Raw genomic sequence first — 26,112 nt, 5'->3', positions numbered from 1 at the left:
TTTGAGTAAGCCAGTCTGAGTCGCAGGAGCGCGCACCGCTATGCTAGTAAATAGTCTGATCGTCATCTTAAGCGTTATTGCGATGGAGGGCATCGCCGCCTTTACCCACCGCTACATTATGCACGGCTGGGGATGGCGCTGGCATGAGTCACACCATACTCCACGCAAGGGGGTGTTTGAGCTGAACGATCTCTTTGCGGTGGTCTTCGCCGGGGTGGCTATCGCCCTGATCGCCGTGGGCACGGCGGGGGTCTGGCCCCTGCAGTGGATTGGCTGCGGCATGACGATCTACGGTCTGCTCTACTTCCTGGTGCACGACGGTCTGGTGCACCAGCGCTGGCCCTTCCACTGGATCCCACGCCGGGGCTACCTGAAGCGGCTCTACGTTGCCCACCGCCTGCACCATGCGGTGCGCGGCCGGGAGGGCTGCGTCTCCTTCGGCTTTATCTACGCCCGCAAGCCTGCCGACCTGCAGGCGATCCTGCGTAAGCGTCATGGCCGCCCGTCTAAACGGGACGCTGCCAAAGCGCAGCCGGGCGCGGCGCCACCCTCGTCGTCTTCGCACGAATAACCTGCCCCGGCGCCGCCATCAGCATCGCAATCTTTTCACCTTTGCTGGTGTGCTGGCGGCGATCCCAGGCGCTGCCTCCCGCCGCTTTGACTTTGATACCGATCTCCCGGTAGACGCTGCGGGCAGTAGCGATCGCCCAGGCGCAGCGCGGCGGCAGATCGTGCAGCCCGGCCAGCGAGGAGATGTAGTACGGCTCGGCGGCATCAATGAGTCGCTCCGCCACCCGCGCCAGCGCCGCCCGGTTCTCCCGTGCGGCATAGTTTTCCGGGGTCAGGCCGGCATCGCGCAGCCACTCGGCGGGCAGATAGCAGCGGTCAATAGCCGCATCATCAATAATATCCCGGGCGATATTCGTCAGCTGGAACGCCAGCCCCAGATCGCAGGCGCGATCCAGCACCCGCTCATCCCGTACGCCCATGACCCTGGCCATCATCAGGCCCACCACGCCCGCCACGTGATAGCAGTAGCGCAGCGTATCCTCAAAGGTGGCATAGCGGGTCTGCGCCACGTCCATCGCAAAGCCATCGAGATGATCGAGCGCCATGCGGGGCGTAATGCCGTGGGTCAACGCCACCTCCTGAAAAGCGGCAAAGGCGGGATCCTGCATCTCCGCCCCCTCAAACGCTGCCAGGGTCAGCTTGCGCAGCCGGGCCAGACGTTGGGTCGCCTCCTCTTGTGCCGCGGCCTCGCTGGCAAAGCCGTGGGTCTGGTCATCAATAACGTCATCGCAGTGGCGACACCAGGTATAAAGCATCAGCACGCTACGGCGGGTGGCCGGGTCGAAGAGCTTCGCGGCGGTGGCAAAGCTCTTCGAGCCGTTAGCCATCGTCTGCGTGGCATGGTCAAGCAGTGGCGGTTGGCTCATTGCAGATCCTCAATCATCAGGCTCGCGGTCGCTTTCGCCGAGGCCACTACGCCAGGAATGCCCGCCCCGGGATGGGTGCCTGCGCCGACCAGATAGAGGTTGGCAATGTCGCTATCGCGGTTGTGCGGGCGGAACCAGGCGCTCTGGGTTAGCAGCGGCTCGATGGAGAAGGCCGAGCCTAAGTGCGCATCCAGCGTGTCATGGAAGTCCGCCGGGGTAAAGATACGCTGGGTCACCAGCTGGCTGCGCAGGCCAGGCATATAGCGCTCTTCCAGGTAGTCAAAGATGCGGTCGCGCAGCTTAGGTCCCTCCTGCGCCCAGTCCAGCGGCGCGTTGCCGAGATGCGGCACCGGGGCCAGCACGTAGAAGCTGGCGCAGCCGGGAGGGGCGAGCGAGGGATCGGTCACGCAGGGCGAGTGCAGGTAGAGCGAGAAGTCATCCGCCAGCGCGCTGCCGGTAAAGATGTCGTCGATAAGCTCCCGGTAGCGGGGGCCAAAGCAGATAGTATGGTGCGCCAGCTGCGGATGGGGCTGGTTCAGGCCGAAGTAGAGCACAAACAGCGAGTTGCTCATACTCTTACGCGCCAGCGCCGCCGCCCGTTTCTGCCCTACCGGATGGTGGCCGAGCAGCTTTTTATAGGTGTTCACCACGTCAGCGTTCGAGGCCACGGCGTCGGCGTCAAAAGTACGGCCATCTGCCAGACGCACCTGGCTTACGCGGTTATCGGTTACCACCAGCTCTTCGACCCGGGCGTTGAGCACCATCTCCCCGCCCAGATCGGTAAACAGCTTCACCATGCCGTTCACCAGCGCCCCGGTGCCGCCCTCGGGGAACCAGACCCCCCACTCCCGCTCAAGGGCGTGGATCAGGGTGTAGATGGACGAGGTGGTGAAAGGGTTACCGCCCACCAGCAGGGAGTGGAAGGAGAAGGCCTGCCGCAGATGCTCATCTTCAATAAAGCGCGAGACCGACTGGTAGACGCTCTGCCACGCCTGGAGCTTAAGCAGCTGCGGCCCGGCGCGCAGCATGTCGCGAAACGAGAGAAACGGCACGCTGCCGAGGCGCAGATAGCCCTCCTGGAACACCGCCTGGGAGTAAGCGAGGAAGCGCCGGTAGCCCTCGACGTCGCGCGGGTTGAACTGGGTAATCTGCGCCTCAAGCTCGGCGGTGTCATTAGCGTAGTCCAGGGTTTTCCCGCTCTCCCAGCAGAGCCGATAGAAGGGTTTCACCGGTAGCAGCCTGACGTAATCCTCCATCCGCCTACCGGCCAGGGTAAACAGCGCCTCGAGCGCGGTGGGATCGGTGATCACCGTCGGCCCGGCATCAAAGGTAAAGCCCTGGTCATGCCAGACGTAAGCGCGACCGCCGGGCTTGTCCCGCTGCTCCAGCAGCACGGTTGGGATCCCGGCCGCCTGCAGGCGGATCGCCAGCGCCAGGCCACCAAAGCCTGCGCCAATCACAACGGTTTTCTTCATCCTTTTTCTCGCCTGTCAGGAAAATGGTTCAGCGCCGCCCGCCAGGCCTCTCCCAGCGGAACCGGCGGCTTGCCCGTCAAAATGCGGGCCTTATCGATTAGTGAGAGCCGACCGGCGTAAAAGCGCCCCACGGTCGACTCCGGCAGCCCGTAGAAGCGCTGCATTACCCGCCAGCGGTTCTCTTCGCGTCCCGCCAGAAAGAGCATCCGGTTTAGCAGGCGGAAGAACCCCTGCCTGCGCCAGTGGCGTTCGGCAAACTGCCGGGTGAGCTGATAGAGCGGGACGCTGCCCAGACGCGGGCTGTCGGCGATCTCGTCGGCCAGGGCAACCGCCAGCGGCAGCGAGTAGCCGGTGGTGGGGTGAAACAGCCCGGCGCGCATCCCCGCGCGCGGCACGCCTGGCGCATCGGCCCACAGGGCGTGGATATCGCCCGCCAGGGTAATCGGCAGACAGCCGGACTCCTCGCGTTCAAGCTGCGCCAGCGACCACCCCTTGCTGTGAGCATAGTCGGCAATGGTCTGACGCAGGAGATCGCTATCGAGCTGCGGGGCGTTGGCGTAGCGCGTATCCTCAATCAGCAGCGTGTCGGCGGAGAGCGGCAGGGTATAGACAAAGCGGTAGCCCTGCTGCTGCGCCACCGTGGCGTCCATCAGGATCGGTACGGTCAGGCCGTGGGGCTGGCTCAGCCGCCACTGCTGGCCAAGAAAGAGCTGGTAGCCGGTCTGCATCGCCGAACTGGCAGTCACGCCGCGTCCGTCAATCACCGCCCCGGCCAGCAGCGCCTCGCCGCTGGCAAGGCGCACGCTGTTGGGTAACACCTCGCTCACCGGACAGCGGAGCCAGATGTTCTCCCCCAGCGCCTGATGCAGGGCCTCGGCAAAGCTTTCAGAGGTAATGGAGTAGTAGCCGCGCGCAAGCCGACGGCTGAGATGAGGAAACTGCACCTCATAGCCCGGCCAGGCGTGGGCCACCAGCGGCGCCAACCAGGCGTGCTGTTCGGGGGTGAGATCGTCCTCATGGAAGGACCAGGTGTGGTTCCCGCCTGGCTGCTCTCCAGCCTCGATCAGCAGTACGTTGAGCTGCGGGTGGCGCTGGCGCAGACGCCAGGCAATCAAACCGTTGGCCAGCCCGCCGCCAACTAAAATCAGATCCCTCACGATACGCTCTCACTCCCTGTCATGGCCTGTTCAATTAGGGTCGCCGCGCGCGGGGTGCCCCCGGCTTCGTTAAGCTGCTGGCGGGCCATCGCCAGCCGCTGATGCAGGGTCTCGTCCCGCAGCAGCTGGGCAATTTCGTCCGCCAGGGTCTGCTGTCTGGCAAAGCGCGACACCCGGCGACCCAGCCCGTTATAGACCAGCCGGGCAGCCACGGCGGGCTGGTCGAATGAGAGCGGCACGGCCAGCACCGGCGTGGCGGCAGCCAGCGCGTCCAGCACGGTGTTAAGGCCGCCGTGGGTAATAACCAGATCCGCCTCGGCAACGTAGCGCGGCTGGTCGACAAAGTTTGTTACCTCGGTAGCGCCACAGGCGTAGAGCGAGTCGGCCTGAGCGGGCGTCAGACCATCGCAGTGGGCAATGGTCACCTCCGCCCCCACGCTGGCACAGGCCCGGGCGATCTTCCGGAACAGGCGTAGACGGTGTCCTTGCAGGGTGCCCAGCGAGGCAAAGATCCGCGGCGTGCTGCGCGGCGAGCGTTCTATCTGTGGCGGCGGCGGGTAGCGCAGCGCCCCGACGTAGTGAAAACAGTCCGGCAGCGCCCGGCGTGGAAAGTCGAGGGCCGGAACGGACTGGCTGATCTGCGCCAGCGGCGAGAGACACTCGTCGAGGCGCCTGCGCTCCGGCAAACCAAAGCGCTGGGCGTGGCGCAGGATCGTCTGCCCGAGCGGGTACATCAGCGCGTCATAGATGCGTTCGCTGACCTGGAAACGTCGCAGGGCTCTCTTATCCTCGGCGTAGTGAAACGGCATCACCGGCAGCGGCAGGCCTGGCTCGCGGTTGACCGGTAGCGCGCAGGCAACAGAGATAAACGGCAGCCCCAGCGCCTCGGCGACCAGGCTTCCGGCAGGCTCCATCTCATCGACAATCAGCGCGTCCACCGCCAGCTGCTGCAAAATAGCGGGTAGCTGCTGGCAGAGCGTATCGGTCAGGGATGACATGGCCGCAATCAGCCGCAGCAGGTTGCCGTTGCTCTGCTGCTGGACGTTGCGCTGGGCCTGCTGCACGCTGGCGGGAAGCGGATAGAACGCCACCCGCTCCGTTTCCTGCTCTGCCAGCGAGGCGACGTTGCCAGTAAGAAAGGTCATCCGGTGACCGCGCTGGGCCAGCTCCAGCGCCAGGGCATGCAGCGCCACCGCGTGACTGTAGAGCGGCGGTGCCACGATGGCAAAATGGCTCATGGCGTATCCTGCAAATAGCGGATATCCGCCTGCTTTAGATCGTACAGGCTGCTGCTGCCGGTGCAGAAGCAGGCGACCCGTAGCTGCTCAATAATGACGTTGAAGTGATCGACCACCTTCTCCGTAGAGACGCCCGCGCTGCCAAGCACGGCGGCGGCCTGCCCCACCATACAGGCCCCGAGCCGCAGCGCTTTCGCCGCGTCGACGCCGTTTTTAATCCCGCCCGAGGCAATGAGGGGGATCTGCGGCCAGGTCTCGGCGATCGCAACCAGCGCTTCAGCGGTGGGGATCCCCCAGTCGGCAAAGACGTTGGCCACCCTGCGCTGCTGCTCGGTCGCCGCCCGCTCGCCTTCAACGGCGGCCCAGCTGGTGCCGCCCGCGCCTGCGACGTCAATCACGCCAACGCCGACATCCACCAGCTGTCCGGCCACGGCGCGGGAGATCCCTGCTCCCACCTCTTTAACCACCAGCGGAACGGGCAGCTCACGGATCAGGGTTTCAATAGCCGCCAGCCGTCCGCGCCAGTCGCGATCGCCGCCGGGCTGCAAGGCCTCCTGCAGCGGGTTGAGGTGCACAATCAGCGCGTCGGCCTCGATCATCTCCACGGCCCGTCGGGCGTAGTCGATACCTTTTCTGCCGGTCAGCTGCGCCGCGCCCAGGTTCGCCAGCAGCGGCACGTCCGGGGCCAGCTGTCGCAGGGTTTTATCCAGCCCTAAACCCGCGTCGCTCTCAATGGCGACGCGCTGGGAACCCACCCCCATCGCAATCTTCAGCGTCTGCGCCGCCTCGGCGAGGTGACGGTTGATATGGCGCGAGCGCTCAACGCCGCCGGTCATCGAGCTGATCAGCAGCGGGGCCTGCAGTTGACGGTTTAGAAAGGTGGTTTCCAGCGTGATATCGCTAAAATTCAGCTCCGGCAGCGCGCAGTGGGTAAAGCGCCAGTGCTCAAAGCCAGCGCTGGCCTGGGTTACGGCGCGCCGGGGGTCGAGGACGATATCCAGATGATCGTTTTTACGCTGAACAAGGCGCTCGTCCTTCATTCATCACTACTCCTGTAATGTGGTTCCATAATGGGGTGCTGCTTGAACCGAAGGGCGGTATCAGGCGATTTTCATGACCGGTGACCAGTCGGCAAGGTGATGGCCAAACCACAAATGCATAAACTGTCGGATGGCCCCGCCCTGCGGACAGGCAAAGGTGAGGTGTCTATCGGCGGAATCAATGTGCTCACGCAGCTTTTGCCGGGCCGCGTCCGCGCCCAGTCGGTTCACCAGCGTCGATTTCCCCGCGTCCTTGTTGCGATCCTTGCCGGTCGCCGGGTGATCGTCACGCAGATCGTCCAGCAGCTGAAAGGCCTGGCCGAAGTCGAGCGCGAAGGCGTGCAGCGTCTGCCGCGTGCTCTCTGGCGACGCAGCGGCGATGGCGATAATTTGCAGCATCGCGCTGAACAAAATACCGGTTTTTAGGTGATTGGTGCTGAGAATGGCATCAGGCGTGCGGTCCAGAGCCGTATCATTGAGATCGCGAAACTGTCCCAGCACCAGGCCCTGCACGCCCACGGCGGTAGAGAGCTCGTTGACCGCCTGGGCACGCCTCTCCCCCGGCAGATCGCCGGTGGCGGCAATCAGGCCAAAGGCTTTAGAGAGCAGGCCAACGGAGGCAAGAATCGCTACGCTTTCACCAAATTTTTTGTGGGTAGTGGGCTGACCGCGGCGCAGCTCGGCGTTGTCCATGCAGGGCATATCGTCGAGCATGAGTGATGCGGTATGGGTCAGTTCAACGGCGCAGGCGAGGTCGAGCAGCGTCGACATGCTACCCTGATAGCGGAGATCGCGGGCGGCCAGCAGCATCAGCAGCGGACGGATCCGTTTGCCTGGTGCCATTGCCCCTTCGCGCATTGCAATGCTGACGATATCCTGGCTGTCGGTTTCAGGTAACAGGCCAGCCAGGTGCTCATCAATGGATTGTCTCATGACTTCTATTTCGCGATGGGGCGAAACGATCGCTTTACTGCCACTCACCATTGCAAGGTTACCCGCTATATTGTCTTGTAGTGTCACTTAACCGTAGACCGCGCGGGTAGCTCTCGCCAGGTTCTGAAGTAGTTTTACATTAAGCGGAGTATGAGACGCTCAGCCTTTAGATCTGAGCCATACCGCCGTCAACAAACAGCTCTGCACCATTGATAAAGCTGGCCGCGTCGGAGCCGAGAAACGCCACGACTTTGCCTATCTCCTCCGGCTCACCCAGGCGGCCCAGCGGTACCTGCGCGGCAAGCGCGTCAAACAGCCCCTGACGATGCTCATCCGGCACCAGATCGCCGAGGCCTGGCGTACGAACCGGGCCGGGGCTGACCACGTTGACGCGGATACCGCGATCTTTCAGATCCAGCGCCCACGAGCGGGCAAAGTTGCGCACCGCGGCCTTGCTGGCGCTGTAGACGCTGAAGCTGGCAGTGCCCTTAACGGAGGTGGTCGATCCGGTTAAAATCACCGATGCGCCATCCACCAGCAGCGGCAGCGCCTTCTGCACCGTGAACACTACGCCGCGCACGTTGGTACCGAAGATACGGTCAAAATGCTCTTCGCTGATGGCGCCCAGCGGCTGCATATCGCCACCCCCGGCGTTGGCAAACAGAATGTCCAGCCGCCCGGCCTGTTTCGCAATCTGGGCATAGACCGCGTCCAGCTCTGCCAGCTTAGAGGCATCGGCGCGAATGCCGGTCGCCGCCGCGCCGATGGCATCTACCGCTGCGTCAAGCTCAGCCTGGCGACGTCCGGTAATAAATACCTGCGCGCCCTGAGCCGCCAGCACCTGCGCGGTAGCCAGACCAATGCCGCTTGTACCTCCGGTGACCAGCGCAATTTTACCGTCGAGTTGTTTGCTCATCTTCATGTTCCTTCCTGTTTAATAGTGAGTATCGGGATTGCCCGTCACCGCATCGTCAGGGCATGGATGAACTCTACTGCGCATTGGATTGGTGAAAAATAGTGAAAAATAGAAAGGACTATTTATGGTTGTGGATAATCACCGTTGAGGAGCGACGCGTAATCCTGCCGTGAAACGTCGCTAAAGCCACTGATGAACAGTGCCGCACACAGGGTGCGATACGCCGGGTCGCTCACCAGCTGGCGCAGCGCATCGCGCAGTAGGGCTATGCGCGACGGCGGCGTGTTTCTGGCGGTAATCAACGGCAGCCCCGGCGCGGCAGGGCTTGCACCGATAACGGCAAGGTCAGAGATTAAGTGTGGCGCATGTCGCTGGAGCAGAGCGAAGGTGACGCAGTCGATAGCTGCAATATCCGCCCTGCCCTCGCCGATCGCAACCAGCGACTGGCGGTGGCTGCCGCTGAAGATAACGTCCCTAAAGAACGTCCCGTGCGGTGCCAGCGGCGCGACCATCTGCATAAATACGTTGTAGCCAGACTGGGAGTCGGGTGCATTGCAGACCGCGCGGCTGCCGCGAAAATCCGCCAGCGTTTTATCCCTGTCGCGCTGGTGCACCACCAGCAGGCTGCGGTAGCGAATGCCTTCGCAGCCGGGAGCCGAATAGTGAAAGCAGCCCACCGTCTGCACCTCCGGCAGTCGCGTGACCAGCGGATAGCCGCAAGCCTGGCTGAGCAGGAGATCGTCGCTCTGCCAGTGGGTCAGCAGATCCTCCTCCGGCCAGACCGGCGTGACGGCAACGCCCCTTGCCACCAGCAGCGCCTGTACAGCCTGGATCAGCGCCTCGCTATCCGGGCGGTAGAGGTTATACATCGGAAACGCAATCTTACTGCTCATTACCGTTCGTCCTGGTAAAGCCGGGATGGGCATTAACATTCACCGAGCGCCATAGAAAGTGCCGCAGCCACTCGCCGTAGCCGCGTACAAGAAAGCCGCCGTTGCGCTGCTGATAGCTCGCCCGATCGCGCAGATAGACATTGCGTAATGCGTACCAGGGTACGCCCGGCAGATCGTGATGAACAGAATGGTAGTTCAGATTAAGGAACAGCACCCGCCACGGCAGCGAGGCCTCGTTGATCACCGAGCGGGCAAGCGGATCGTCGTCCGCCCGATGCTCCAGAAACGATCGCACCTTCGTCAGCGCCAGCGCCGGATAGCTGACCGCCAGCACAAAGTAGAGGATCGAGAATTCGCAGCGCACCAGCCAGGCAAAGGTTAACGCCAGCAGAACACCGTGCACGATCCACATCGCTATCGCCCGACGATCCAGCTGGCGAAATGAGGTCAGCATCCCGCCCACTAGCTGGATGATATCCAGCGCCGGGGCCAGCAGCAGGCGACCGGGGAAGGTGTTGCGCAGGGCAATCAGCTTGCGCTGCCAGGGCGCATAGCGCCGCCAGCGCCACTCGGGAATGTAGTAGGACTCGGGATCGTCCTCCGGCTGGGTGAGCAGATGAGTACGGTGGTGCGCCAGATGTGCATCCCGATAGAGACCGTAGGGGTACCAGACCGCCAGCGGCATCAGCCCCAGCAGCTGGTTTACCCGTGGGTAGCGTGTAGGGTGACCGTGGATCAGCTCATGCTGGAGCGACATGTACCAGGTGGTGAACCAGATCAGCAGCAGCGTGGCGGGCAGCAGCCCCAGCGTCTGCCAGAACGCCAGCGTCGCAAACCAGCCGCCGTAGATCGCAACAATCAACATCCAGGTCGGCAGCTCGCTGCGCCACAGCCAGGAGCGGGCGCGCTGCCGGACCCAGTCGCGCTGCTGCTCATGCAGCCAGCCAGCGGTACTTTTCGCCATCGTATCCCCTACTCCCCTTGCTCATCAGATAGAGCAAACGATGTGAGAAAACGGCGGTAATGACAAAGAATTTAAATGGCTTAGCTTTTGCGAGGCGCGGCAATAATATAGCGCCCGGTGGTCAACACCGGGCAGAGGAGAAGCGTTATGCGCCTGCGTTGTCCAGGGCGAGGATATCTTCAGGGGTCAGCTGAAGATTGATAGCCTCAACAAAGCCGTCCACGTGCTCAATTTTAGTGGCGCTGGCGATAGGTGCGGTCACGCCGGGGCGGCTAATCAGCCAGGCAAGTGCCACCTGTGCAGGCTTCACGCCGTGCCGCTCAGCAACGCTGTCCAGCGCCTCCAGAATGGCATAGCCGCGCGGGTTAAGATATTTACCGACGCCCTCGCCGCGCTGGCTCTGGCCCAGATCTTTCTCGCTGCGATACTTCCCGGAGAGGAAGCCGGAGGCCAGGCTGTAGTAGGTCACCACGCCAATATTCTCCCGCACTACCAGCTCCTGCAGTTCGCCTTCAAAGCTGTCGCGATCGTAGAGGTTGTACTCCGGCTGTAGCACCTGGTAACGCGGCAGGCCGTTAGCATCGGCGGCCTTAAGTGACGCCTCTAGCTGCGCCGCATTGAGATTGGACGCGCCAATGGCGCGGATCTTGCCGGCTTTCAGCAGCTTCTCATACGCGCCGAGGGTCTCTTCATAGGGCGTGCTGTCATCTGGCCAGTGGGAGAAGTAGAGATCGATATAGTCCGTTTGCAGACGCTTGAGGGAGGCATCTACCGCCTGCTCGATCCAGCGGGCGGAGAGCCCTTTTTTCCCCGGCTCGCCAAGGTCGGAGCCGACTTTGGTAAACAGGGTGATCTTTTCCCGTGCGCCAGGGTGAGCTGCGAACCATTTACCAAGAATCGTTTCCGATTCGCCGCCTTTGTTGCCCGGCGCCCAGGCAGAGTAGACGTCGGCGGTGTCGATAGCGGTCAGGCCGCGCTCCAGCAGCGCATCCAGCAGAGTGAAGCTCTGCTGCTCGTCAACGGTCCAGCCAAAGACGTTACCGCCAAAGACCAGCGGTGGAATGTGCAATCCCGTCGTGCCTAATGAACGTAAAGCCATGCGCAATACTCCTTTTTTGAGTTACGGTATAGGCAATCGTAGACAAAACACGGCGATGCATAAGCAATCTTTCGCGTATGGTTATCAAATGCTGACAATAGCGCACTGAATGCAAACTCAGTAGCGCCGGATGTGAAAACCCTCCTCCGCTTTCGGCTCCACGAAATAGCGGGTAATCAGCTCAAACTGCTCGTCGCTGGCGGCGAAGTTGTGCTCTCCTGCTGCGTTGCGCAGCCGCAGCCGGGCCTTGCAGACTTCATCGCTGACCGGCAGATAATGCAGCAGATGCTGAGCACCTGATTCGTTAACTATCGACATCATCCACTGTCGGCTGGCGAGAGTATTAGCCGGGAAATCAAGCACGACGCTAACGCCCGCGTTAAGCAGCGCGATAGTGTGGGGTTTTATGGCCGACCTGAGTTTTTCAGCGTAGTGGACGTAATCCTGAACGCTGTGCATGGTCTCTTTAAAAAGGTGCCCCAGCCACATATCCTCGCTGAGCACCACGGTGCCAGGATTTTTCGCCAGCTCGCTGGCCAGGGTCGATTTCCCGGAGGCGATTTTGCCGCACAGGATATGCAGGGTAGGGGCTACCGGTAGCGTACTCACTGACGACGTGTTCATGACCGTTCGCCTTGCACGTTGATAGTTGGTTTTCTGCACCATACTCTAATTCTAAGCTGCGGGTACACTACCCTTTTTCAGGGCCGAAAGAGATGCTAAGTTATCAGCTAGCTCTAACACCCGGACCTGCCAATGTAACGACATCTCAATTCTGACAGCTTTCACGATCGTGCGGCATCTGCTGCATGGAGACGCCTGTTTGATTGAGTATGTTAACAATGAATAACCTTTTGATGCGTGGCGGTGGCAGGCGCTGAGCGCCGCGTTTACATCGCTGGCGCTGGTGATGACGATTCTGGTTCGCTATCGTCGCTAAAAAAGGAAAAGGCTACGGGTCGGCTGACCCGTAGCAGAGAGGAAAAAATTACTTCAGGCGGTAGGCAACAACGGCGTCGCCGCCTTTGGTGCCCAGCGAGCCGTGACCGCCAGCGGCAATAACCACGTACTGCTTGTTATCGCTGCCCAGGTAGGTCGCCGGGGTTGCCTGGCCACCTGCTGGCAGCTCGGTCTGCCACAGCAGCTTGCCGGTGTTGATATCGTAGGCGCGGAAGAAGTTATCTGCCGTTGCGCCGTGGAACACTACGTCACCCGCCGTCACCAGCGGACCGCCGTGGGCAACCATCCCCATCGGGAAGCCGATTGGGAAACGCCCCGGCAGGAAGGTAGTGTTGAGGTTTTTGGTGGTACCCACGCGACGCATCCACTCCGTTTTACCGGTGGTCAGATCGACGCCTACCATCCGGCCCCACGGTGGAGCAATACACGGAATACCCAGATCGGAAGAGAGCTGCTGAATGTGGATCGCGTAGGTGCCCTGGAAGTTTTCGTTCCAGTACGGCGAGTTCTCCTTGGTAAACAGGCGCTCTTCTTCTGTCTGCGGGGTACGTTTGATCAGGTTGTATTTATAGGCCAGACGTACCGGCGAGGCGATCAGGATCTGACGCTCCGGATCGATAGCCACCGATCCCCAGTTAAACACGCCGATGTTACCCGGGAAGACAATGGAACCGCCTTCGGTAGCTGGCGTCCACGGGTTACCGTCGTAGCGCAGCGATTTAAAATCGATACGGCAGGCCATCTGATCGAACGGCGTAATCCCCCACATCGCCTTTTCGCTCAGCGGATCGGGAATAAAGTTCAGCGCGGAGACCGGCTGGGTCGGCGAGAAGCGCTCCCCGGTGATGCCGCCTTCGGTCGAGACCTTCTGCTGGTTGATCGGGTAGACAGGCTCCCCGGTCAGACGGTTAAGCACAAACAGGTTGCCAGTTTTGGTCGGCAGGATAACAACCGGCTGCTTTTTGCCCTGGTAGTCGATATCCAGCAGCGACGGCTGGGACGGGTTATCGCGGTCCCACAGGTCGTGCGTCGAGGACTGGAAGCGCCATTTGAACGCGCCGGTGTTGAGATCCAGCGCCACCAGCGTGTCGCGGAACTTCTCGGTGTTGCTCTGCGGATCGCGCTGGGTACCCACTTCATCCGGCGAGGCGTTGCCAAACGGCACGTAGACCAGGCCGTTTTTCAGATCGGCGCTGAGGGTGGCCCAGGCTACAGGGGTATCCTGCGGGAAGGTCTGCCCGGCGGCAATCGGTTGGGTATTTTCAGGATTTGCCGGATCGAAGTTCCAGACCAGACGACCGGTCACGGCGTCAAAGGCGCGGATCACGCCCGACGGGTTACCGGTGTTATAGCCGTTATCCATTACGGAGCCGCCGAGGATCACCAGCTTACCGGCCACCAGCGGAGCGGCGGTCTGCATCAACGCGTGCGGACGAACGGTACCCATGTTGTCATGCAGATCGACAATACCGTTAGTCCCGAAATCGGCGCACGGTTTACCGGTATCGGCATCCAGCGCGATCAGTTTTGCATCGGTAGTGGCGTTGTAGATGCGGCGAGTACAGGCTGCCGGTGCAGCGGTAGTGGCTGCCGGCTGGGCCGAGCTGCTGTTCTGCACGGCTGCGCTGCCGTCATAGTAGCTTACGCCACGGCAGGTCTGGTGCTGCTGGAGGTAGGAGCGATCCTTTTCAGGAACGTATTTCCACTTAAGCGCCCCGGTCTGCGGATCGAGAGCGTGCACTTCGTTGTGCGGCGTACAGAAGTAGAGCGCGTTATTGACCTTCAGCGGCGTCGCCTCGAAGGTGTATTCGGTCGCGTCTTTGCTGTCGCGCAGGTCGCCGGTGTGGTAGGTCCAGGCTACTTCCAGATCGCTGGCGTTATCTTTATTGATCTGGTTGAGCTTAGAGAAACGTAGACCGTTGGTGGTGCCACCGTAAGCGGTCCAGTTATTTTCCGCGACGTCAGCGCTGGAGGCGTTACGTGCAGTAGTAATGGTGCCCTCCTGCGGGTACGGATCGTAGAAGCAGAGGCCGATCACCAGGGCGATCATCACCGCTACGGTACCGCCGAGGAAAGGATGGAAGCGACGCTCCCCTGCGCCATTGGCGCGGAATAGCGGACGAACCACCCACGGCATCGCCAGCCAGAGGCCAATGACGCCAATCAGATCGCCGCGCGGGATCCACTGCCACTTATCAAAGCCGACCTCGTAGATGATCCAGGCCAGAACAATCCACATCAGCACCGCGTAAAGGCTAAGCGCAATGCGTTTGTTCAGGTAGAGCGTTACGGCGGTGGCAATGAGCCCCACGGCCATTACGGCGTAGAATGGCGAGCCGCCGACCAGCAGCAGCTTCGCCCCCATATAGAGCATCGCGAGCCCAATGAGCGCGATGACAATACTTGTTATTTTGTTAAGCATGATTCCCCTGACATAGACAAATGTACAATTGAAACGGCGTTTTACAACAATTTCGAAACAATGTTACAACGATCACAAAAAAAATATAGAGTTAGCATCGTTGCAAATTTGTCGTTTTGTGCGGGGAAAGGGTCAGGTCAGGGGTAAATAGTGGGAGGCATAGCGCCCTCAGGCGTTGCGCGTCAGGCCAAACAGCCAGTCGTTATGCAGTTGGTTCCGCAGCCGATAGCTTTCGTGCAGCTCCTGCTCCAGGGTGAAGCCCACTTTTTCCAGCAGGCTGCGGGAGGCGAGATTACCTGCGGTGACGGTGGCAATAAGACGGTTGATACCGCCTTCGCGGAAGGCGTAGTCGCAGACGGCCCGCAAAGATTCTGTTCCATAGCCCCGCCCCTGTGCGTCGGGGGCAAACAGAAAGCCGACCTCGGCGCAGTCAGTGTCACGATGGATATAACCTGTAACGCCCAGCTTTTTACCCGTGGTCTTTTCAGAAACGACAAGACAGAGCCAATGGGGGCTTTGGGGAGACCAGAGTGGCAGCCTCGATGTGAAAGCGGTGTGTATCTCTTCGTCTGACGGCATATCCGCCACGTAATACATCACCTGCGGGTCCGTCTGTAGCGCGTGGAAAAAAGCCCAATCGCTCTCCTCTATCTGCGTACAGGTCAGTCTGGCGGTATAAATAGTCACCATTTATTATCCGTCTCTTTTATTTAAGTGTAGAAACTTATTAATAAAAACATATCATTAATTTATTTAATAAAAAATACCGTTGGGTGATTATATTACGAAAGTAAAATCGTTTGCTGGTGCAATCGTGCAACACAATTCCCGACCAGGGTGCATAACTATAAGGTTATTTTATTTCGCTTTAAAAAACCGCCGCCTACGATAAGTCATTTCTATTTTATAGCCCGGATCACGGCTATTTTCAGCAAATTCAGAACTGGTATGCATCTTGCCTGTTAAACGGTGACCTTCTATTTAACAGGGAACCTGTGATGCTGAATACCTTACTTTTGCGTAAATGCCGTATCGCCGTTGCCGTTTCTGGGGCGCTGGCGCTGTTCTCCTCTTTTCAGGCCAATGCCACTACGCTGCGGATCGCCATGACCGCCGCAGATATTCCCTTAACCCTCGGACAGCCGGATCAGGGCTTTGAGGGCAACCGTTTTACCGGCATTCCGCTGTATGATGCGCTGGTAGAGTGGGATCTCTCGCAGGGCGAAAAGCCCAGCGGTATCGTCCCGGGCCTGGCCACCGAGTGGCATGTCGACCAGCAGAACCAGAGCCGCTGGATCTTTACTCTGCGTCCAGGCGTGACGTTCCATGACGGCACCGAGGTCAACGCCGACGCCATCGTCTGGAACGTCGACAAGGTGCTGAATAAGAGCGCGCCGCAGTATGCGCCAGGGCAGATCGGCAATACCCTCTCCCGTATGCCAACCCTCGCAGGCGTCGAAAAGATCGATGACCATACCGTCGCTCTCACCACCTCCGAGCCAGATGCGCTGCTGCCTTACAACATCACTAACCTGTTCATCGTCTCGCCGACGGCGTGGCAAAAACTCTATGATGCGGTGCCTGCGGCCACTGGCGATACCGCCGCCCGCAGCAAGCAGGCCTGGGCAGAGTTTGCCGCTCACGCCGTGGGCAGCGGTCCCTTTAAGCTGGAAAAACTGGTGCCGCGCCAGCAGCTAATCCTCGATAAAAACCCCGACTACTGGAATAAAGATCGCATTCCGCGCGTCGACAAAGTGGTGCTGATCCCGCTTCCAGAGGCCAATGCCCGTACCGCGGCCCTGCTTTCGAAGCAGGTCGACTGGATCGAGGCCCCGGCTCCCGACGCGGTGGATCAGATCAAAGCTCAGGGCTTTAAGATCTACGCCAATACCCAACCGCATCTCTGGCCGTGGCAGTTCTCCTTTGCGGAGGGATCGCCGTGGAAAGATATCCGCGTGCGTAAAGCTGCCAACCTCTGTCTCAACCGCGCCGAGCTAAAGAGCTACCTTGGCGGCTACATGACAGAGGCGACCGGCGTGTATGAGGCCGATAGCCCGTGGCGCGGCAAGCCCACTTTCCAGATCAAGTACGATCCTGATACCGCCCGCAAGCTGATGACCGAGGCCGGGTTTAGCGAAAGCAAGCCGCTACACGTCACCGTTGCGACCTCCGCCTCCGGATCCGGACAGATGCAGCCTCTGCCGATGAACGAATACATCCAGCAGAGCCTGAAAAGCTGCTTCTTTAACGTCGATCTTAAAGTCAACGAGTGGAACACCCTGTTTACCAACTGGCGTCTCGGGGCAAAAGATCAGTCCGGCAAAGGGATCGATGCGATTAACGTCAGTGCCGCGGTCAACGATCCCTATTTTGGCATGATCCGTTTCGCCACGGCCAAAGCCTTCCCACCGCTGGCGGTGAACTGGGGCTACTTCTCCACGCCGGAAACAGAGAAGCTGGCAACGGCGGTGAAGCATGCCTTTACTCCGGCCGAGATGGATAAGGCCGCCGGGGAGCTGCACGCTGCGCTGGTGGATCAGGTGCCGTTCCTGTTTGTTGCCCATGACGTCGGACCGCGAGCGATCTCGCCTGCGGTCACCGGCGTTGTACAGCCGCAAAGCTGGTTTATCGACCTTAGTCTGGTAAGCAAAAAAGAGTAATCGTAACGGGGGCAAAAGATGATCAATACGCTGCTATACCGCATCCTGCTGGCCGTACCCACCATGCTGGGGGTGGCGGTGATCTGTTTTATGCTGGTGCAGATTGCGCCGGGGGATCCGCTGGTCTCAGTCATGCCGCCGGATGCTTCAGAAGCCCTGCGCCAGACGCTGCTTCAGGCCTACGGCTTCGATAAGCCGCTGCCGCTGCAGTTCGTGCACTGGCTGTGGCGGGCGCTGCAGGGCGATCTCGGCATGTCGGTGGCTACCGGACGGCCGGTGATTGACGAGGTCATGACGGCAGTCGCTTACTCCCTGCGCCTGGCGCTGCTGGCCACCATTATCGGCTTTGTGCTGGGCAGCCTGTTCGGCTTCGTCGCCGGGTACTTTCGCAACAGCATTATCGATCGCCTGGCGTCGGTGCTGTCGGTCTTCGGCGTCAGCGTTCCCCACTACTGGCTGGGGATGCTGCTGGTCATCGCCTTCAGCGTCAAGCTTGCCCTGCTGCCCGCCACCGGCGGCGGACCAATTGGCGAGGTGGGCTGGCAGTGGGACTGGGCGCATCTGCAATTTATGCTGCTGCCGGCCATTACCCTGTCGGTGATCCCGACCGGCATCATCGCCCGTACCGTGCGTTCACAGGTGGCCGATATTCTCAGCCAGGAGTTTATCGTGGGCCTGCGCGCACGCGGGCTTAACGAGTCGCGCATCTTTCTCCACGTCATGAAAAACGCTGCGCCTACCGCACTGGCGGTGATGGGATTGCAGGTGGGCTACCTGATGGGCGGCTCGATCCTGGTGGAGACGGTCTTCTCCTGGCCCGGCACCGGCCTGCTGCTCAATACCGCCATCTTCCAGCGCGATCTGCCTCTGCTGCAGGGCACCATCTGGGTGCTGGCGCTGTTCTTCGTCCTGCTCAATCTGCTGGTGGATATTCTGCAAACCACCCTCGACCCGCGCATTAAGAGGAGCTGATCATGGTGGATACCGCAACCACGAAAGCTGTACCCGCGTCCCAGGTACTGCCCGTCCGGCAGGGCTACTGGCACGGCGTCTTCCGCCGCCTGCTGCGCGATCCCGGTGGCGTGATTGTCGGAACAATCATTCTGCTGCTGTTGGCCCTGGCGCTGTTTGGCCCCTGGCTGATCGTGAAAGATCCCTACCAGACCTCCATGTTCCTGCGCCTGAAGCCCATCGGCACCGATGGCTTTCCTCTCGGCTCCGACGAGCTAGGGCGGGATATGCTCTCGCGCCTGATCCTCGGCACCCGATTATCGCTGTTTATGGGGATTGTTCCCGTGGTGTTCGCCTTTTTTATCGGCGGTGCGATCGGCATTATCGCTGGCTACGCGGGTGGCAAAACTAACACCCTCATCATGCGTACCGTGGACGTCTTCTACGCTTTTCCGTCGGTGCTGCTGGCGATAGCCCTGTCGGGGGCGATGGGCGCAGGGATCGGTAACGCCCTGCTGTCCCTCACCCTGGTCTTCGTCCCACAGGTGGCGCGTATCGCTGAGAGCGTGACCGCCCAGGTGCGACATATGGACTATGTCGATGCCGCCCGCGCCACCGGAGCCAGCGCCTTCACCATTATCCGGGTGCAGGTGCTGGGCAACGTGCTGGGACCGATCTTTGTCTTCTCCACCGGACTGATCTCGGTCTGCATGATCCTCGCCTCCGGGCTGTCGTTTCTTGGTCTGGGCGTACGCCCGCCGGAGCCGGAGTGGGGGCTGATGCTCAACACGCTGCGCACGGCAATCTACACCCAGCCGTGGGTAGCGGCTCTTCCTGGCCTGATGATCTTTATCACCTCCATTTCGTTCAACATCCTCGCGGACCGCCTGCGTGCGGCAATGGCGATTAAGGAGTAAGCGATGCAACCTTTTGTGAATATCGACGTGGGTGGACCGGCGCAGCCGCTGCTGACGGTCAACAACCTGTTGAAATACTTTCGTTCCGGCGGAGGTAAAAAGCACGACGTGGTGCAGGCGGTAGATAACGTCAGCTTTACGGTGGTCAAAGGCGAAACCCTTGGCGTGGTAGGCGAGTCGGGCTGCGGGAAATCAACCACGGCGCGGCTGCTGATGCAGCTCCTCCAGCAGGACAGCGGAGAGCTGATCTTTGATGGCCTCGCGGTGGGATCGACGCATCTACCGATGAAGGCCTATCGCCGCCAGGTGCAGATGGTATTTCAGGATAGCTATGCCTCTCTCAACCCGCGCATGACGATGGAGGAGAGCATCGCCTTCGGTCAGCGCGTGCACGGTATCAGTGCCAAAGAGGCCAGCGAGTACGCCCGCTATCTGCTCGCTCACGTCGGCCTGGAGCCGGGGCGTTTCGCCCATCGCTATCCGCACGAGCTTTCCGGCGGTCAGCGCCAGCGGGTAAATATCGCCCGCGCTCTGGCGATGAAGCCGCGGCTGGTGATCCTCGATGAGGCGGTATCGGCGCTGGATAAATCGGTTGAGGCTCAGGTTTTGCAGCTGTTACAGGAGCTTAAGCGCACCCTGGAGCTGACCTATGTCTTTATCAGCCACGATCTGCACGTGGTGCGCTGGCTGTCGGATCGCATTCTGGTGATGTATCTCGGCGAGGTGGTCGAGATCGGCCCTGCGGAGCAGCTCTTTACCGCCTCTGCGCACCCCTACACCCGCGCCCTGCTGAGTTCGATGCCGTCGATGGATCCGCATAACCGCACCCTGACGTCACCCTTGAGCGGCGATCCGCCCAGCCCGATCGCCCCTCCGTCCGGCTGCCGGTTCCATACCCGCTGTCCACATGCCAAAGCGGTATGCGCGCAGGTGACACCCACGCTGGCGAGCGTGGGCGACGGCCATCAGAGCGCCTGCCTGATGGCACAACCGGGTTCGCCGTGGCACCAGGCTATCGCCGTTCGGGAGGTGAGCTATGTCGCATGATGCTTATGTCCATATCCGCGATCTGCGGGTCGAGTTTCGCCGCGAGGGGCAGACGATCAATGCGGTTAACGGCGTCTCGTTCGACGTTCTTAAAGGTGAAGTGATGGCGCTGATCGGCGAGTCGGGATCCGGCAAAAGCGTCACCCTGCGCGCGCTGATGCGCCTGCATCCGCCTAAAAATAGCCTGCTCTCTGGCACGATGCGGGTCGGGGATGAAGAGGTGCTGGCTATGAGCCCCTCCCAACTGCGGCGCTATCGCGGCGCACAGTGCGCGATGATCTTCCAGGAGCCGCTGCTGGCCTTCGATCCGGTCTATACCGTCGGGCAGCAGATCGTTGAAGGTCTGCGCCGTCATGAGGGGCTCTCCCGCCAGGCGGCACGAGAGCGAGCGCTGGAGGCGCTACGCCAGGTGCGGATCCCCAGCCCGGAGCGGCGGCTGGATGCCTACCCCCATGAGATGTCCGGTGGCATGCGCCAGCGGGCAATGATCGCTCTCGCCCTGTCGTGCAATCCGCAGCTGCTGCTGGCGGATGAGCCGACCACCGCGCTCGACGCCACGGTGCAGATCCAGATCCTGATCCTGCTGCGCGAACAGCAGAAGCAGCGCGATCTGTCGATCATCTTTGTGACCCACGACATTGGCGCAGCGGTGGAGATCGCCGATCGCGTAGCGGTGATGTACGCCGGACGCATCGTTGAGGAGGCGTCGATGGCAGAGATTCTGCACCATCCGCGCCACCCTTATACCCAGGTTCTGCTCGGCAGCCGCCCAAAAGAGGGGCTGAAAAAAGGCGATGCGCTGCACTGCATTCCTGGCTCTCCGCCGGATCTTGCCCGTCTGCCCGCAGGCTGCGCCTTCGCCGATCGCTGCCCACACGCCCTGCCCAGCTGTGCCCAAAGCCAGCCCGCTACCGAGCAGGTGGCCGAGCGCCATGTGGTGAGCTGCCATCGCTGGCGAGAGCTGTCAGCAAATACCGAAGGCCAGGCGGCTTACGCCTGAACCTGTCAACACCCAGAGGAGCCAACATGCAGGATGATATTCACGCCTTTATGCCCTACCCGGCTTACCCGGTGCCACACGCCACCAGTGGACCGCTGAGCGGTATGACCTTCGCCGTTAAAGATCTGTTTGATGTTGCGGGCTACCCAACCGGGGGCGGCAACCCGCACCTGCTGGCGCTCTCCGGGATCAAGAGCCGCACCGCGCCGGTGGTGCAGCGCCTGCTGAACAGTGGCGCGCGGTTCGTGGGTAAAACCCACACCAGCGAGCTGGCCTACTCCATGAGCGGTCACAACGTCCACTACGGCTGGCCGCGCAACGGGGCCGCGCCGGACCATATCCCCGGCGGATCGTCGTCAGGCTCAGCATCAGCGGTCTCTAACGGCGTGTGCGACTTCGCCCTCGGCACCGATACCGGTGGCTCGGTGCGCACCCCGGCAAGCTACTGCGGCCTGTTCGGCCTGCGCCCAACCCACGGACGCCTCTCCCTTGACGGGTGCCAGCCGCTCTGCGCCACGATGGATACCTGCGGTTTCTTTGCCCGCACCCCGGCGGTCTTTCAGGCTGTGGCGGAGTGCCTGCTGGGCAGCGACAGCCTGGCTATACCCTATGTGAAACTGGCCTGCCACGAGGGATTGTTTTCTCGCCTGCCGCCGCTCAGCCAGCAGGCGCTGCTTCCCGTGCGCCAGCGGCTGGCCCGCCATTTTGGCGACGTCACAAATTTGAATGCGCCGCTGCCGGAAATTGAGGCGACCTATCTCGCCTTCCGTCAGATCCAGGGTTACGAGGCCTGGCAGTCGCAGGGAGAGACCATTGAGCGCTACGGCCTGCAATTAGGGCCGGACGTGCGGGAGCGTTTCTTCTGGGGGAAAGCGGTGACCACGGCGCAGTTTGAAGCCGCCTGCCAGCTGCGGGAGCGCTTTACCGCCTGGTGGGATGAACAGCTTGGCGATGCGGTACTGGTTCTGCCCACCGTGCCGGACGGTGCGCCGCTGCTCACCGCCCAGGCGGATGAGATTGAGGCGGTACGTCGGCTCTCGCACGATATTTTACTGATTTCGGTCATGACCCGGCGTCCGCAGGTCACGCTGCCGGTCACGCAGGTTGGCGGTCTGCCGCTGGGTATTTCTCTTCTCGGGCCACGCGGCAGCGATCGTCTGCTGGTCGATCTGGCCGCTTCATTTATGCAAGGAGACAACCATGAGCAGTGATGTCCTGTTTACTCCGGTGGCAGATACAGCGGCCTGCCGCATTAACGGCGATCGGCTATGGGATTCATTAATGAGCCTGGCGGAGATTGGCGCCACGCCCAAGGGCGGCTGCCGTCGACTGACCTTAACCGATCTCGATCGCCAGGGGCGGGATCTCGTTATCAGCTGGGCGCGCGACGCCGGCTTGAGCGTCACCGTGGATATGATTGGCAACGTCTTTATGCGCCGGGAGGGCCGTAATCCGATGCTGCCTCCGGTGGTTGCCGGAAGTCACATCGACACCCAGCCCACCGGCGGCAAGTTTGATGGTAACTACGGCGTGCTGGCCGCGCTGGAGGTGGTGCGCACCCTCAACGATCTGGAGATAATCACGGAGGCGCCGATTGAGGTAGTGTTCTGGACCAATGAGGAGGGATCGCGCTTCGTACCGGTGATGATGGGATCCGGCGTCTTTGCCGGCGTCTTCCCGCTGGAGGAGATCTACGCCGTACAGGATGCCGAGGGTAAAACCGTAGGTGATGAGCTGGCACGCATCGGCTATATCGGCAGCCAGACGCCGGGGGATCATCCGGTTGGGGCCTACTTTGAGGCGCATATTGAGCAGGGTCCGATCCTGGAAGCGGAAGAGAAGGTGATTGGCGTGGTGCAGGGCGTGCTCGGCATTCGCTGGTACGACTGCGTGGTCACCGGTCAGGAGTCCCACGCCGGACCAACGCCGATGAATCTGCGTCAGGATGCCTTGCAGGTCGCTACCCGCATTATGCAGGAGGTGGTCGCTATTGCCGGGCGCAGCGAGGAGGGACGCGGCACCGTCGGGATGGTGCAGGTCTACCCCAACAGCCGCAACGTGGTGCCGGGAGAAGTGACCTTTTCCGTTGATATGCGTAATCTCAGCGACGCGGCGGTAGACGAGATGGATCGCCAGCTGCGCGACTTTATCGCCCAGGTTCAGCAGGAGAGCGGGATGGCAATCGCGTTGAAAGAGGTGAGCCACTATCCGGCCGCCCCGTTCCACCCTGCCTGCCAGGCCGCCATCGCCGAGGCGGCAGAGCGGCTGGGCTATCCCGCCCGCGAGATCGTCTCTGGCGCCGGACACGATGCGGTCTATATGAGCTACCTTGCCCCTACCGGGATGATCTTCATTCCCTGTAGGGACGGGATCAGCCATAACGAGATCGAGTATGCCTCACCGGAGCACGTCACCGCCGGAGCGAACGTGCTGCTGCAGGTTATGCTGCAGTACGCCCGGGCGGTGTAAGTAAACAGAAGGGGTACAAGGGGCGAAGCGCCCCTTTCATTATGCCGTTGGGCGTTCGTTCCATGAGTCTGTATATTGAACGTTGCCATCCTTATAAAGCCAGGTGATCTTAGCATAACGAAGCTGGACATTTTCCATATGACCAGTACCAGGGCAATCCCTTGTATCATGCATCACTGGCGTGATTGATATTGCTTTGACACCTTCCATCAAGACGTTGAAGTACTCTACCTCTTGTCCGGCATCGTTGATATGGTAGAACTTCAGTTCAGCGCTTCGCAGCGTCTGCCCAGTGGCAACAGCGTTGTAGAGGTAAGGTGAAGAGGAATCAATAGTTTTAGTAAAACTGAATGCGGAATGCTGGCGCGTTCCTGTTAATTTGCCTGTAGCACCATCGGTGGGGATGCTGAGGTTATGAATTAAATCTCTAAGCTCTATGCTCCCCTCACGATTTTTCACATCGGAACCGCCGCGAATCATAGCCCCGCCATCGTCTTTCAAAAATAGGTGAACTGGTTCAGCCATGCTAAAACTCCTTGGTGTTAATCTCTTATACCATTAGCGCTTATATTAATAACGGGCATAACTGCGATCCCGTCTGCATAAAACAAATCCGAGTTAGTGAAGTTGTAAATCTTACCGGTCATTTTTACGTTTACTGTGTTGCCGTAAGCAGTAGCCGTTACGGCATTTGTGTTGGTTTCAAGGAAAGGAGAACGCTCTTTCAGCGCATTTATGATGCCTTTATTTTCCAGGTCTTTATCCAGATAGAAACGATAAATGTCCGCAACAGTAGCGTTTCCCTCATCGTATTTCGTGACGTATAACCAGACGCTGTCTGACAATTTTTGTTTACTAATAAAGACGTCTTGCGGTGGTGTGTTAAAAAAACCGTGATAAGCGGTATAACCGCCAACGAGTAATAACAAGGACGTTGTAAGCATATAATGCAGATTTTTAATAACCGATCTTGCGTGCATACTCTATCCCTTGTCTAATCCAATACTGATCGTGTGGATCGTCACCATACGGTGGCTTTTGATACCAATGCCCCCATCTTTTCCTGGTCGTTTTCGCCATTTCTTGTGCAAATCCAGCGCCCATAAGCAAGATTTCCGCTGGTATACCTGCAGCATAGCCGATTGCTCCATAATGAAAATTACCGAAATTTTCTAACTCTGGGTGGTGCTGCTTATAATCCCAGGGTCCACGGTTTCTGACATGCATATAAAACCATGCATAAGTTAAAGGCGTTGCCATGTCGCGAGACATACCATGAGCACAAGCTATGCGCATGTGAGCTAATATCAATGATATTCCTTGCCGAGGAAGTAAAGGTATAACCGCCATGTTAACCCTTCAATTTATGAGTGTTTAACAATCCTAATCCTGCTAATCAAAAAGAGTAAAGGTTGTTTCCAGAAAATCCCTGATTTTCGGACACTAAAGTCCTTCAGCTTGTTGGTGGTAACACTACGTGGGGAGCGTAATAGCTGCATCGTTGACAGGTCATCACTCAGTAGCGCAGCGAGCCGTTTTCGCTTGATACGAAACTGCGAGTAGGCTTCGCCGGACTAGCGGGCAAACTTCCGCGATCCGGCCACGCACAAAATCACACCCAGCGTGCTGACCAGCATCAGCGGATCGACGGTTTCGTGCAGCAGCGCGGCGGATAAGCCAAGCCCAAAAAACGGCTGTAGCAGTTGCAGCTGTCCTACAGTCGCAATGCCGCCCGTTGCCAGCCCCTTGTACCAGAAGATAAACCCGACAAGCATACTAAACAGCGATACGTAGCCCAGCGCAATCCAGGCTGAGAGAGAGAACGCGCTAAACGATTGTGGCCGTGTGATAAACGAAGCGATCAGCATAAAGGGCAGCGCAACGAGCAGCGCCCAGCTGATGACCTGCCAGCCCCCTAGCTCCCGCGTCAGCTTTGCCCCTTCGGCATAGCCCAGTCCGCAGACAATAATCGCCGCCAACATCAGGAGATCTCCCGTCAACGAAGCAGAGGCATGTTGCGACAGGGCAAAGCCGACCACCAGCAGGCTGCCCAGCACAGAGAAGATCCAGAACGCAGGACGCGGACGCTCGCCGCCGCGCAGCACGCCGAAAATCGCCGTAGTCAGCGGCAGCAGGCCCAGAAAGACAATGGAGTGCGCGGAGGTAACGTGCTGCAACGCCAGCGCCGTCAGCAGCGGAAAGCCAACCACCACGCCCAGCGCAACGATAACCAGCGGCACAAGCTGCGACCGATATGGGCGCTTTTCACGAAAGGTAGCGATCAGCCCGGCAGCCAGAAGACCGGCAATCGAAGCACGCAGGAACGTCAGAAAAAAGGGATCCATAGCGAGGACGGCAACCCGGGTAGCGGGCAGCGAGCCGCTGAAGATAATCACCCCAAGCAGACCGTTGATCCACCCGGAGAGCGATCCCGGTCCCGCCTTATGCACAACTGTATTAACCACCGTTAACCACCCTCTGTCAGCTTGAGTCATGAATAGCGGGATGGTAGTGTGCTTAATCCAGTACAATCAA

25 protein-coding genes are annotated in these 26,112 nt (G+C 60.1%); 8 read left to right on the top strand and 17 right to left on the bottom strand.

Translation table 11 applies throughout. From position 1 onward, the window contains the following. Positions 1–40 precede the first annotated feature (40 nt). A complete protein-coding gene (locus tag RTX96_RS13870; protein WP_312671392.1) occupies positions 41–571 on the top strand; it encodes a sterol desaturase family protein in 531 nt (176 codons plus the stop codon). On the opposite strand, the gene crtB is transcribed toward RTX96_RS13870, so the two are convergent. The 13 genes from crtB to RTX96_RS13805 form a co-directional block, all read right to left on the bottom strand. Beyond that, entirely contained in the window at positions 507–1,436 is a 930-nt protein-coding gene (crtB, locus tag RTX96_RS13865; RefSeq protein ID WP_312671391.1) for a 15-cis-phytoene synthase CrtB, read from the bottom strand. The two genes, RTX96_RS13870 and crtB, sit on opposite strands and share 65 nt — an antisense overlap. Next, positions 1,433–2,911: a phytoene desaturase gene (locus RTX96_RS13860; protein WP_312671390.1), complete on the bottom strand. Its 1,479-nt coding sequence runs from the start codon at positions 2,909–2,911 to the stop codon at positions 1,433–1,435. Before RTX96_RS13860 ends, crtB begins: the two co-directional genes overlap by 4 nt. Continuing rightward, entirely contained in the window at positions 2,908–4,068 is a 1,161-nt protein-coding gene (gene crtY / locus RTX96_RS13855; protein WP_409418567.1) for a lycopene beta-cyclase CrtY, read from the bottom strand. Before crtY ends, RTX96_RS13860 begins: the two co-directional genes overlap by 4 nt. Continuing rightward, positions 4,065–5,306 carry a glycosyltransferase gene (locus RTX96_RS13850; RefSeq protein WP_312671389.1) on the bottom strand — a complete coding sequence of 414 codons (1,242 nt, stop codon included), beginning with the start codon at positions 5,304–5,306 and terminating at the stop codon, positions 4,065–4,067. The genes crtY and RTX96_RS13850 overlap by 4 nt, the downstream gene beginning before the upstream one ends. After that, positions 5,303–6,346 (bottom strand): type 2 isopentenyl-diphosphate Delta-isomerase, encoded by a 1,044-nt coding sequence (gene fni, locus RTX96_RS13845; RefSeq protein ID WP_312671388.1) that lies wholly within the window; start codon positions 6,344–6,346, stop codon positions 5,303–5,305. The genes RTX96_RS13850 and fni overlap by 4 nt, the downstream gene beginning before the upstream one ends. 60 nt (positions 6,347–6,406) lie before the next feature. Beyond that, positions 6,407–7,279, bottom strand: coding sequence for a polyprenyl synthetase family protein (locus tag RTX96_RS13840; RefSeq protein WP_286140664.1), 873 nt, complete (start codon positions 7,277–7,279; stop codon positions 6,407–6,409). Positions 7,280–7,445: 166 nt separating this feature from the next. Beyond that, a complete protein-coding gene (locus RTX96_RS13835; RefSeq protein ID WP_103818783.1) occupies positions 7,446–8,195 on the bottom strand; it encodes a glucose 1-dehydrogenase in 750 nt (249 codons plus the stop codon). A gap of 122 nt (positions 8,196–8,317) precedes the next feature. After that, on the bottom strand, positions 8,318–9,088 hold the full coding sequence (locus RTX96_RS13830; RefSeq protein ID WP_312671387.1) for a PhnD/SsuA/transferrin family substrate-binding protein: 771 nt from the start codon (positions 9,086–9,088) through the stop codon (positions 8,318–8,320). Then, positions 9,078–10,052: a fatty acid desaturase gene (locus RTX96_RS13825; RefSeq protein ID WP_312671386.1), complete on the bottom strand. Its 975-nt coding sequence runs from the start codon at positions 10,050–10,052 to the stop codon at positions 9,078–9,080. The genes RTX96_RS13830 and RTX96_RS13825 overlap by 11 nt, the downstream gene beginning before the upstream one ends. A gap of 145 nt (positions 10,053–10,197) precedes the next feature. Further along, on the bottom strand, positions 10,198–11,151 hold the full coding sequence (locus tag RTX96_RS13820) for an aldo/keto reductase (protein WP_312671385.1): 954 nt from the start codon (positions 11,149–11,151) through the stop codon (positions 10,198–10,200). Between the two features lie 117 nt (positions 11,152–11,268). Continuing rightward, positions 11,269–11,775, bottom strand: coding sequence for an ATP-binding protein (locus RTX96_RS13815; RefSeq protein ID WP_312671384.1), 507 nt, complete (start codon positions 11,773–11,775; stop codon positions 11,269–11,271). A 364-nt stretch (positions 11,776–12,139) separates the two neighbouring features. Beyond that, the gene (locus RTX96_RS13810; RefSeq protein WP_103818379.1) at positions 12,140–14,533 is read right to left on the bottom strand and encodes a membrane-bound PQQ-dependent dehydrogenase, glucose/quinate/shikimate family; all 2,394 of its coding nucleotides are present in this window, start codon (positions 14,531–14,533) and stop codon (positions 12,140–12,142) included. A gap of 168 nt (positions 14,534–14,701) precedes the next feature. Then, positions 14,702–15,223: a GNAT family N-acetyltransferase gene (locus RTX96_RS13805; RefSeq protein WP_312671383.1), complete on the bottom strand. Its 522-nt coding sequence runs from the start codon at positions 15,221–15,223 to the stop codon at positions 14,702–14,704. Between the two features lie 308 nt (positions 15,224–15,531). On the opposite strand from RTX96_RS13805, the gene RTX96_RS13800 reads away from it, so the two are divergent. From RTX96_RS13800 to RTX96_RS13770, 7 genes are read left to right on the top strand one after another with little or no spacing between them, the layout of a single operon-like run. Then, positions 15,532–17,193, top strand: coding sequence for an ABC transporter substrate-binding protein (locus tag RTX96_RS13800; protein WP_312671382.1), 1,662 nt, complete (start codon positions 15,532–15,534; stop codon positions 17,191–17,193). A gap of 18 nt (positions 17,194–17,211) precedes the next feature. Beyond that, positions 17,212–18,165: an ABC transporter permease gene (locus RTX96_RS13795; protein ID WP_103818385.1), complete on the top strand. Its 954-nt coding sequence runs from the start codon at positions 17,212–17,214 to the stop codon at positions 18,163–18,165. A 2-nt stretch (positions 18,166–18,167) separates the two neighbouring features. Next, the gene (locus RTX96_RS13790; protein WP_312671381.1) at positions 18,168–19,061 is read left to right on the top strand and encodes an ABC transporter permease; all 894 of its coding nucleotides are present in this window, start codon (positions 18,168–18,170) and stop codon (positions 19,059–19,061) included. Positions 19,062–19,064: 3 nt separating this feature from the next. Next, positions 19,065–20,108 (top strand): ABC transporter ATP-binding protein, encoded by a 1,044-nt coding sequence (locus tag RTX96_RS13785; RefSeq protein WP_103818387.1) that lies wholly within the window; start codon positions 19,065–19,067, stop codon positions 20,106–20,108. Further along, entirely contained in the window at positions 20,098–21,108 is a 1,011-nt protein-coding gene (locus tag RTX96_RS13780; protein WP_312671380.1) for an ABC transporter ATP-binding protein, read from the top strand. Before RTX96_RS13785 ends, RTX96_RS13780 begins: the two co-directional genes overlap by 11 nt. A 26-nt stretch (positions 21,109–21,134) precedes the next feature. Next, the gene (locus RTX96_RS13775) at positions 21,135–22,319 is read left to right on the top strand and encodes an amidase (RefSeq protein ID WP_312671379.1); all 1,185 of its coding nucleotides are present in this window, start codon (positions 21,135–21,137) and stop codon (positions 22,317–22,319) included. Next, positions 22,309–23,577: a Zn-dependent hydrolase gene (locus RTX96_RS13770; RefSeq protein ID WP_103818390.1), complete on the top strand. Its 1,269-nt coding sequence runs from the start codon at positions 22,309–22,311 to the stop codon at positions 23,575–23,577. The genes RTX96_RS13775 and RTX96_RS13770 overlap by 11 nt, the downstream gene beginning before the upstream one ends. A gap of 39 nt (positions 23,578–23,616) precedes the next feature. On the opposite strand, the gene RTX96_RS13765 is transcribed toward RTX96_RS13770, so the two are convergent. From RTX96_RS13765 to RTX96_RS13750, 4 genes are all read right to left on the bottom strand, one after another. Continuing rightward, complete coding sequence (locus tag RTX96_RS13765; RefSeq protein ID WP_312671378.1) at positions 23,617–24,102, bottom strand: type VI secretion system tube protein TssD; 486 nt, start codon at positions 24,100–24,102, stop codon at positions 23,617–23,619. 17 nt (positions 24,103–24,119) lie between these two features. Further along, positions 24,120–24,557, bottom strand: a complete 438-nt coding sequence (locus RTX96_RS13760; protein ID WP_312671377.1) for a hypothetical protein — start codon at positions 24,555–24,557, stop codon at positions 24,120–24,122. Further along, positions 24,535–24,837: a polymorphic toxin type 44 domain-containing protein gene (locus tag RTX96_RS13755; RefSeq protein WP_312671376.1), complete on the bottom strand. Its 303-nt coding sequence runs from the start codon at positions 24,835–24,837 to the stop codon at positions 24,535–24,537. Before RTX96_RS13755 ends, RTX96_RS13760 begins: the two co-directional genes overlap by 23 nt. Positions 24,838–25,151: 314 nt before the next feature. Continuing rightward, on the bottom strand, positions 25,152–26,072 hold the full coding sequence (locus RTX96_RS13750) for a DMT family transporter (RefSeq protein ID WP_409418566.1): 921 nt from the start codon (positions 26,070–26,072) through the stop codon (positions 25,152–25,154). Positions 26,073–26,112 lie beyond the last annotated feature (40 nt).

The sequence above is a fragment of the Pseudescherichia sp. genome (assembly GCF_032052675.1).
GTDB lineage: Bacteria > Pseudomonadota > Gammaproteobacteria > Enterobacterales > Enterobacteriaceae > Pseudescherichia.
The sequence above is the reverse complement of the archived record's forward strand: the minus strand, read 5'-3'. Positions and strand labels throughout refer to the sequence as shown.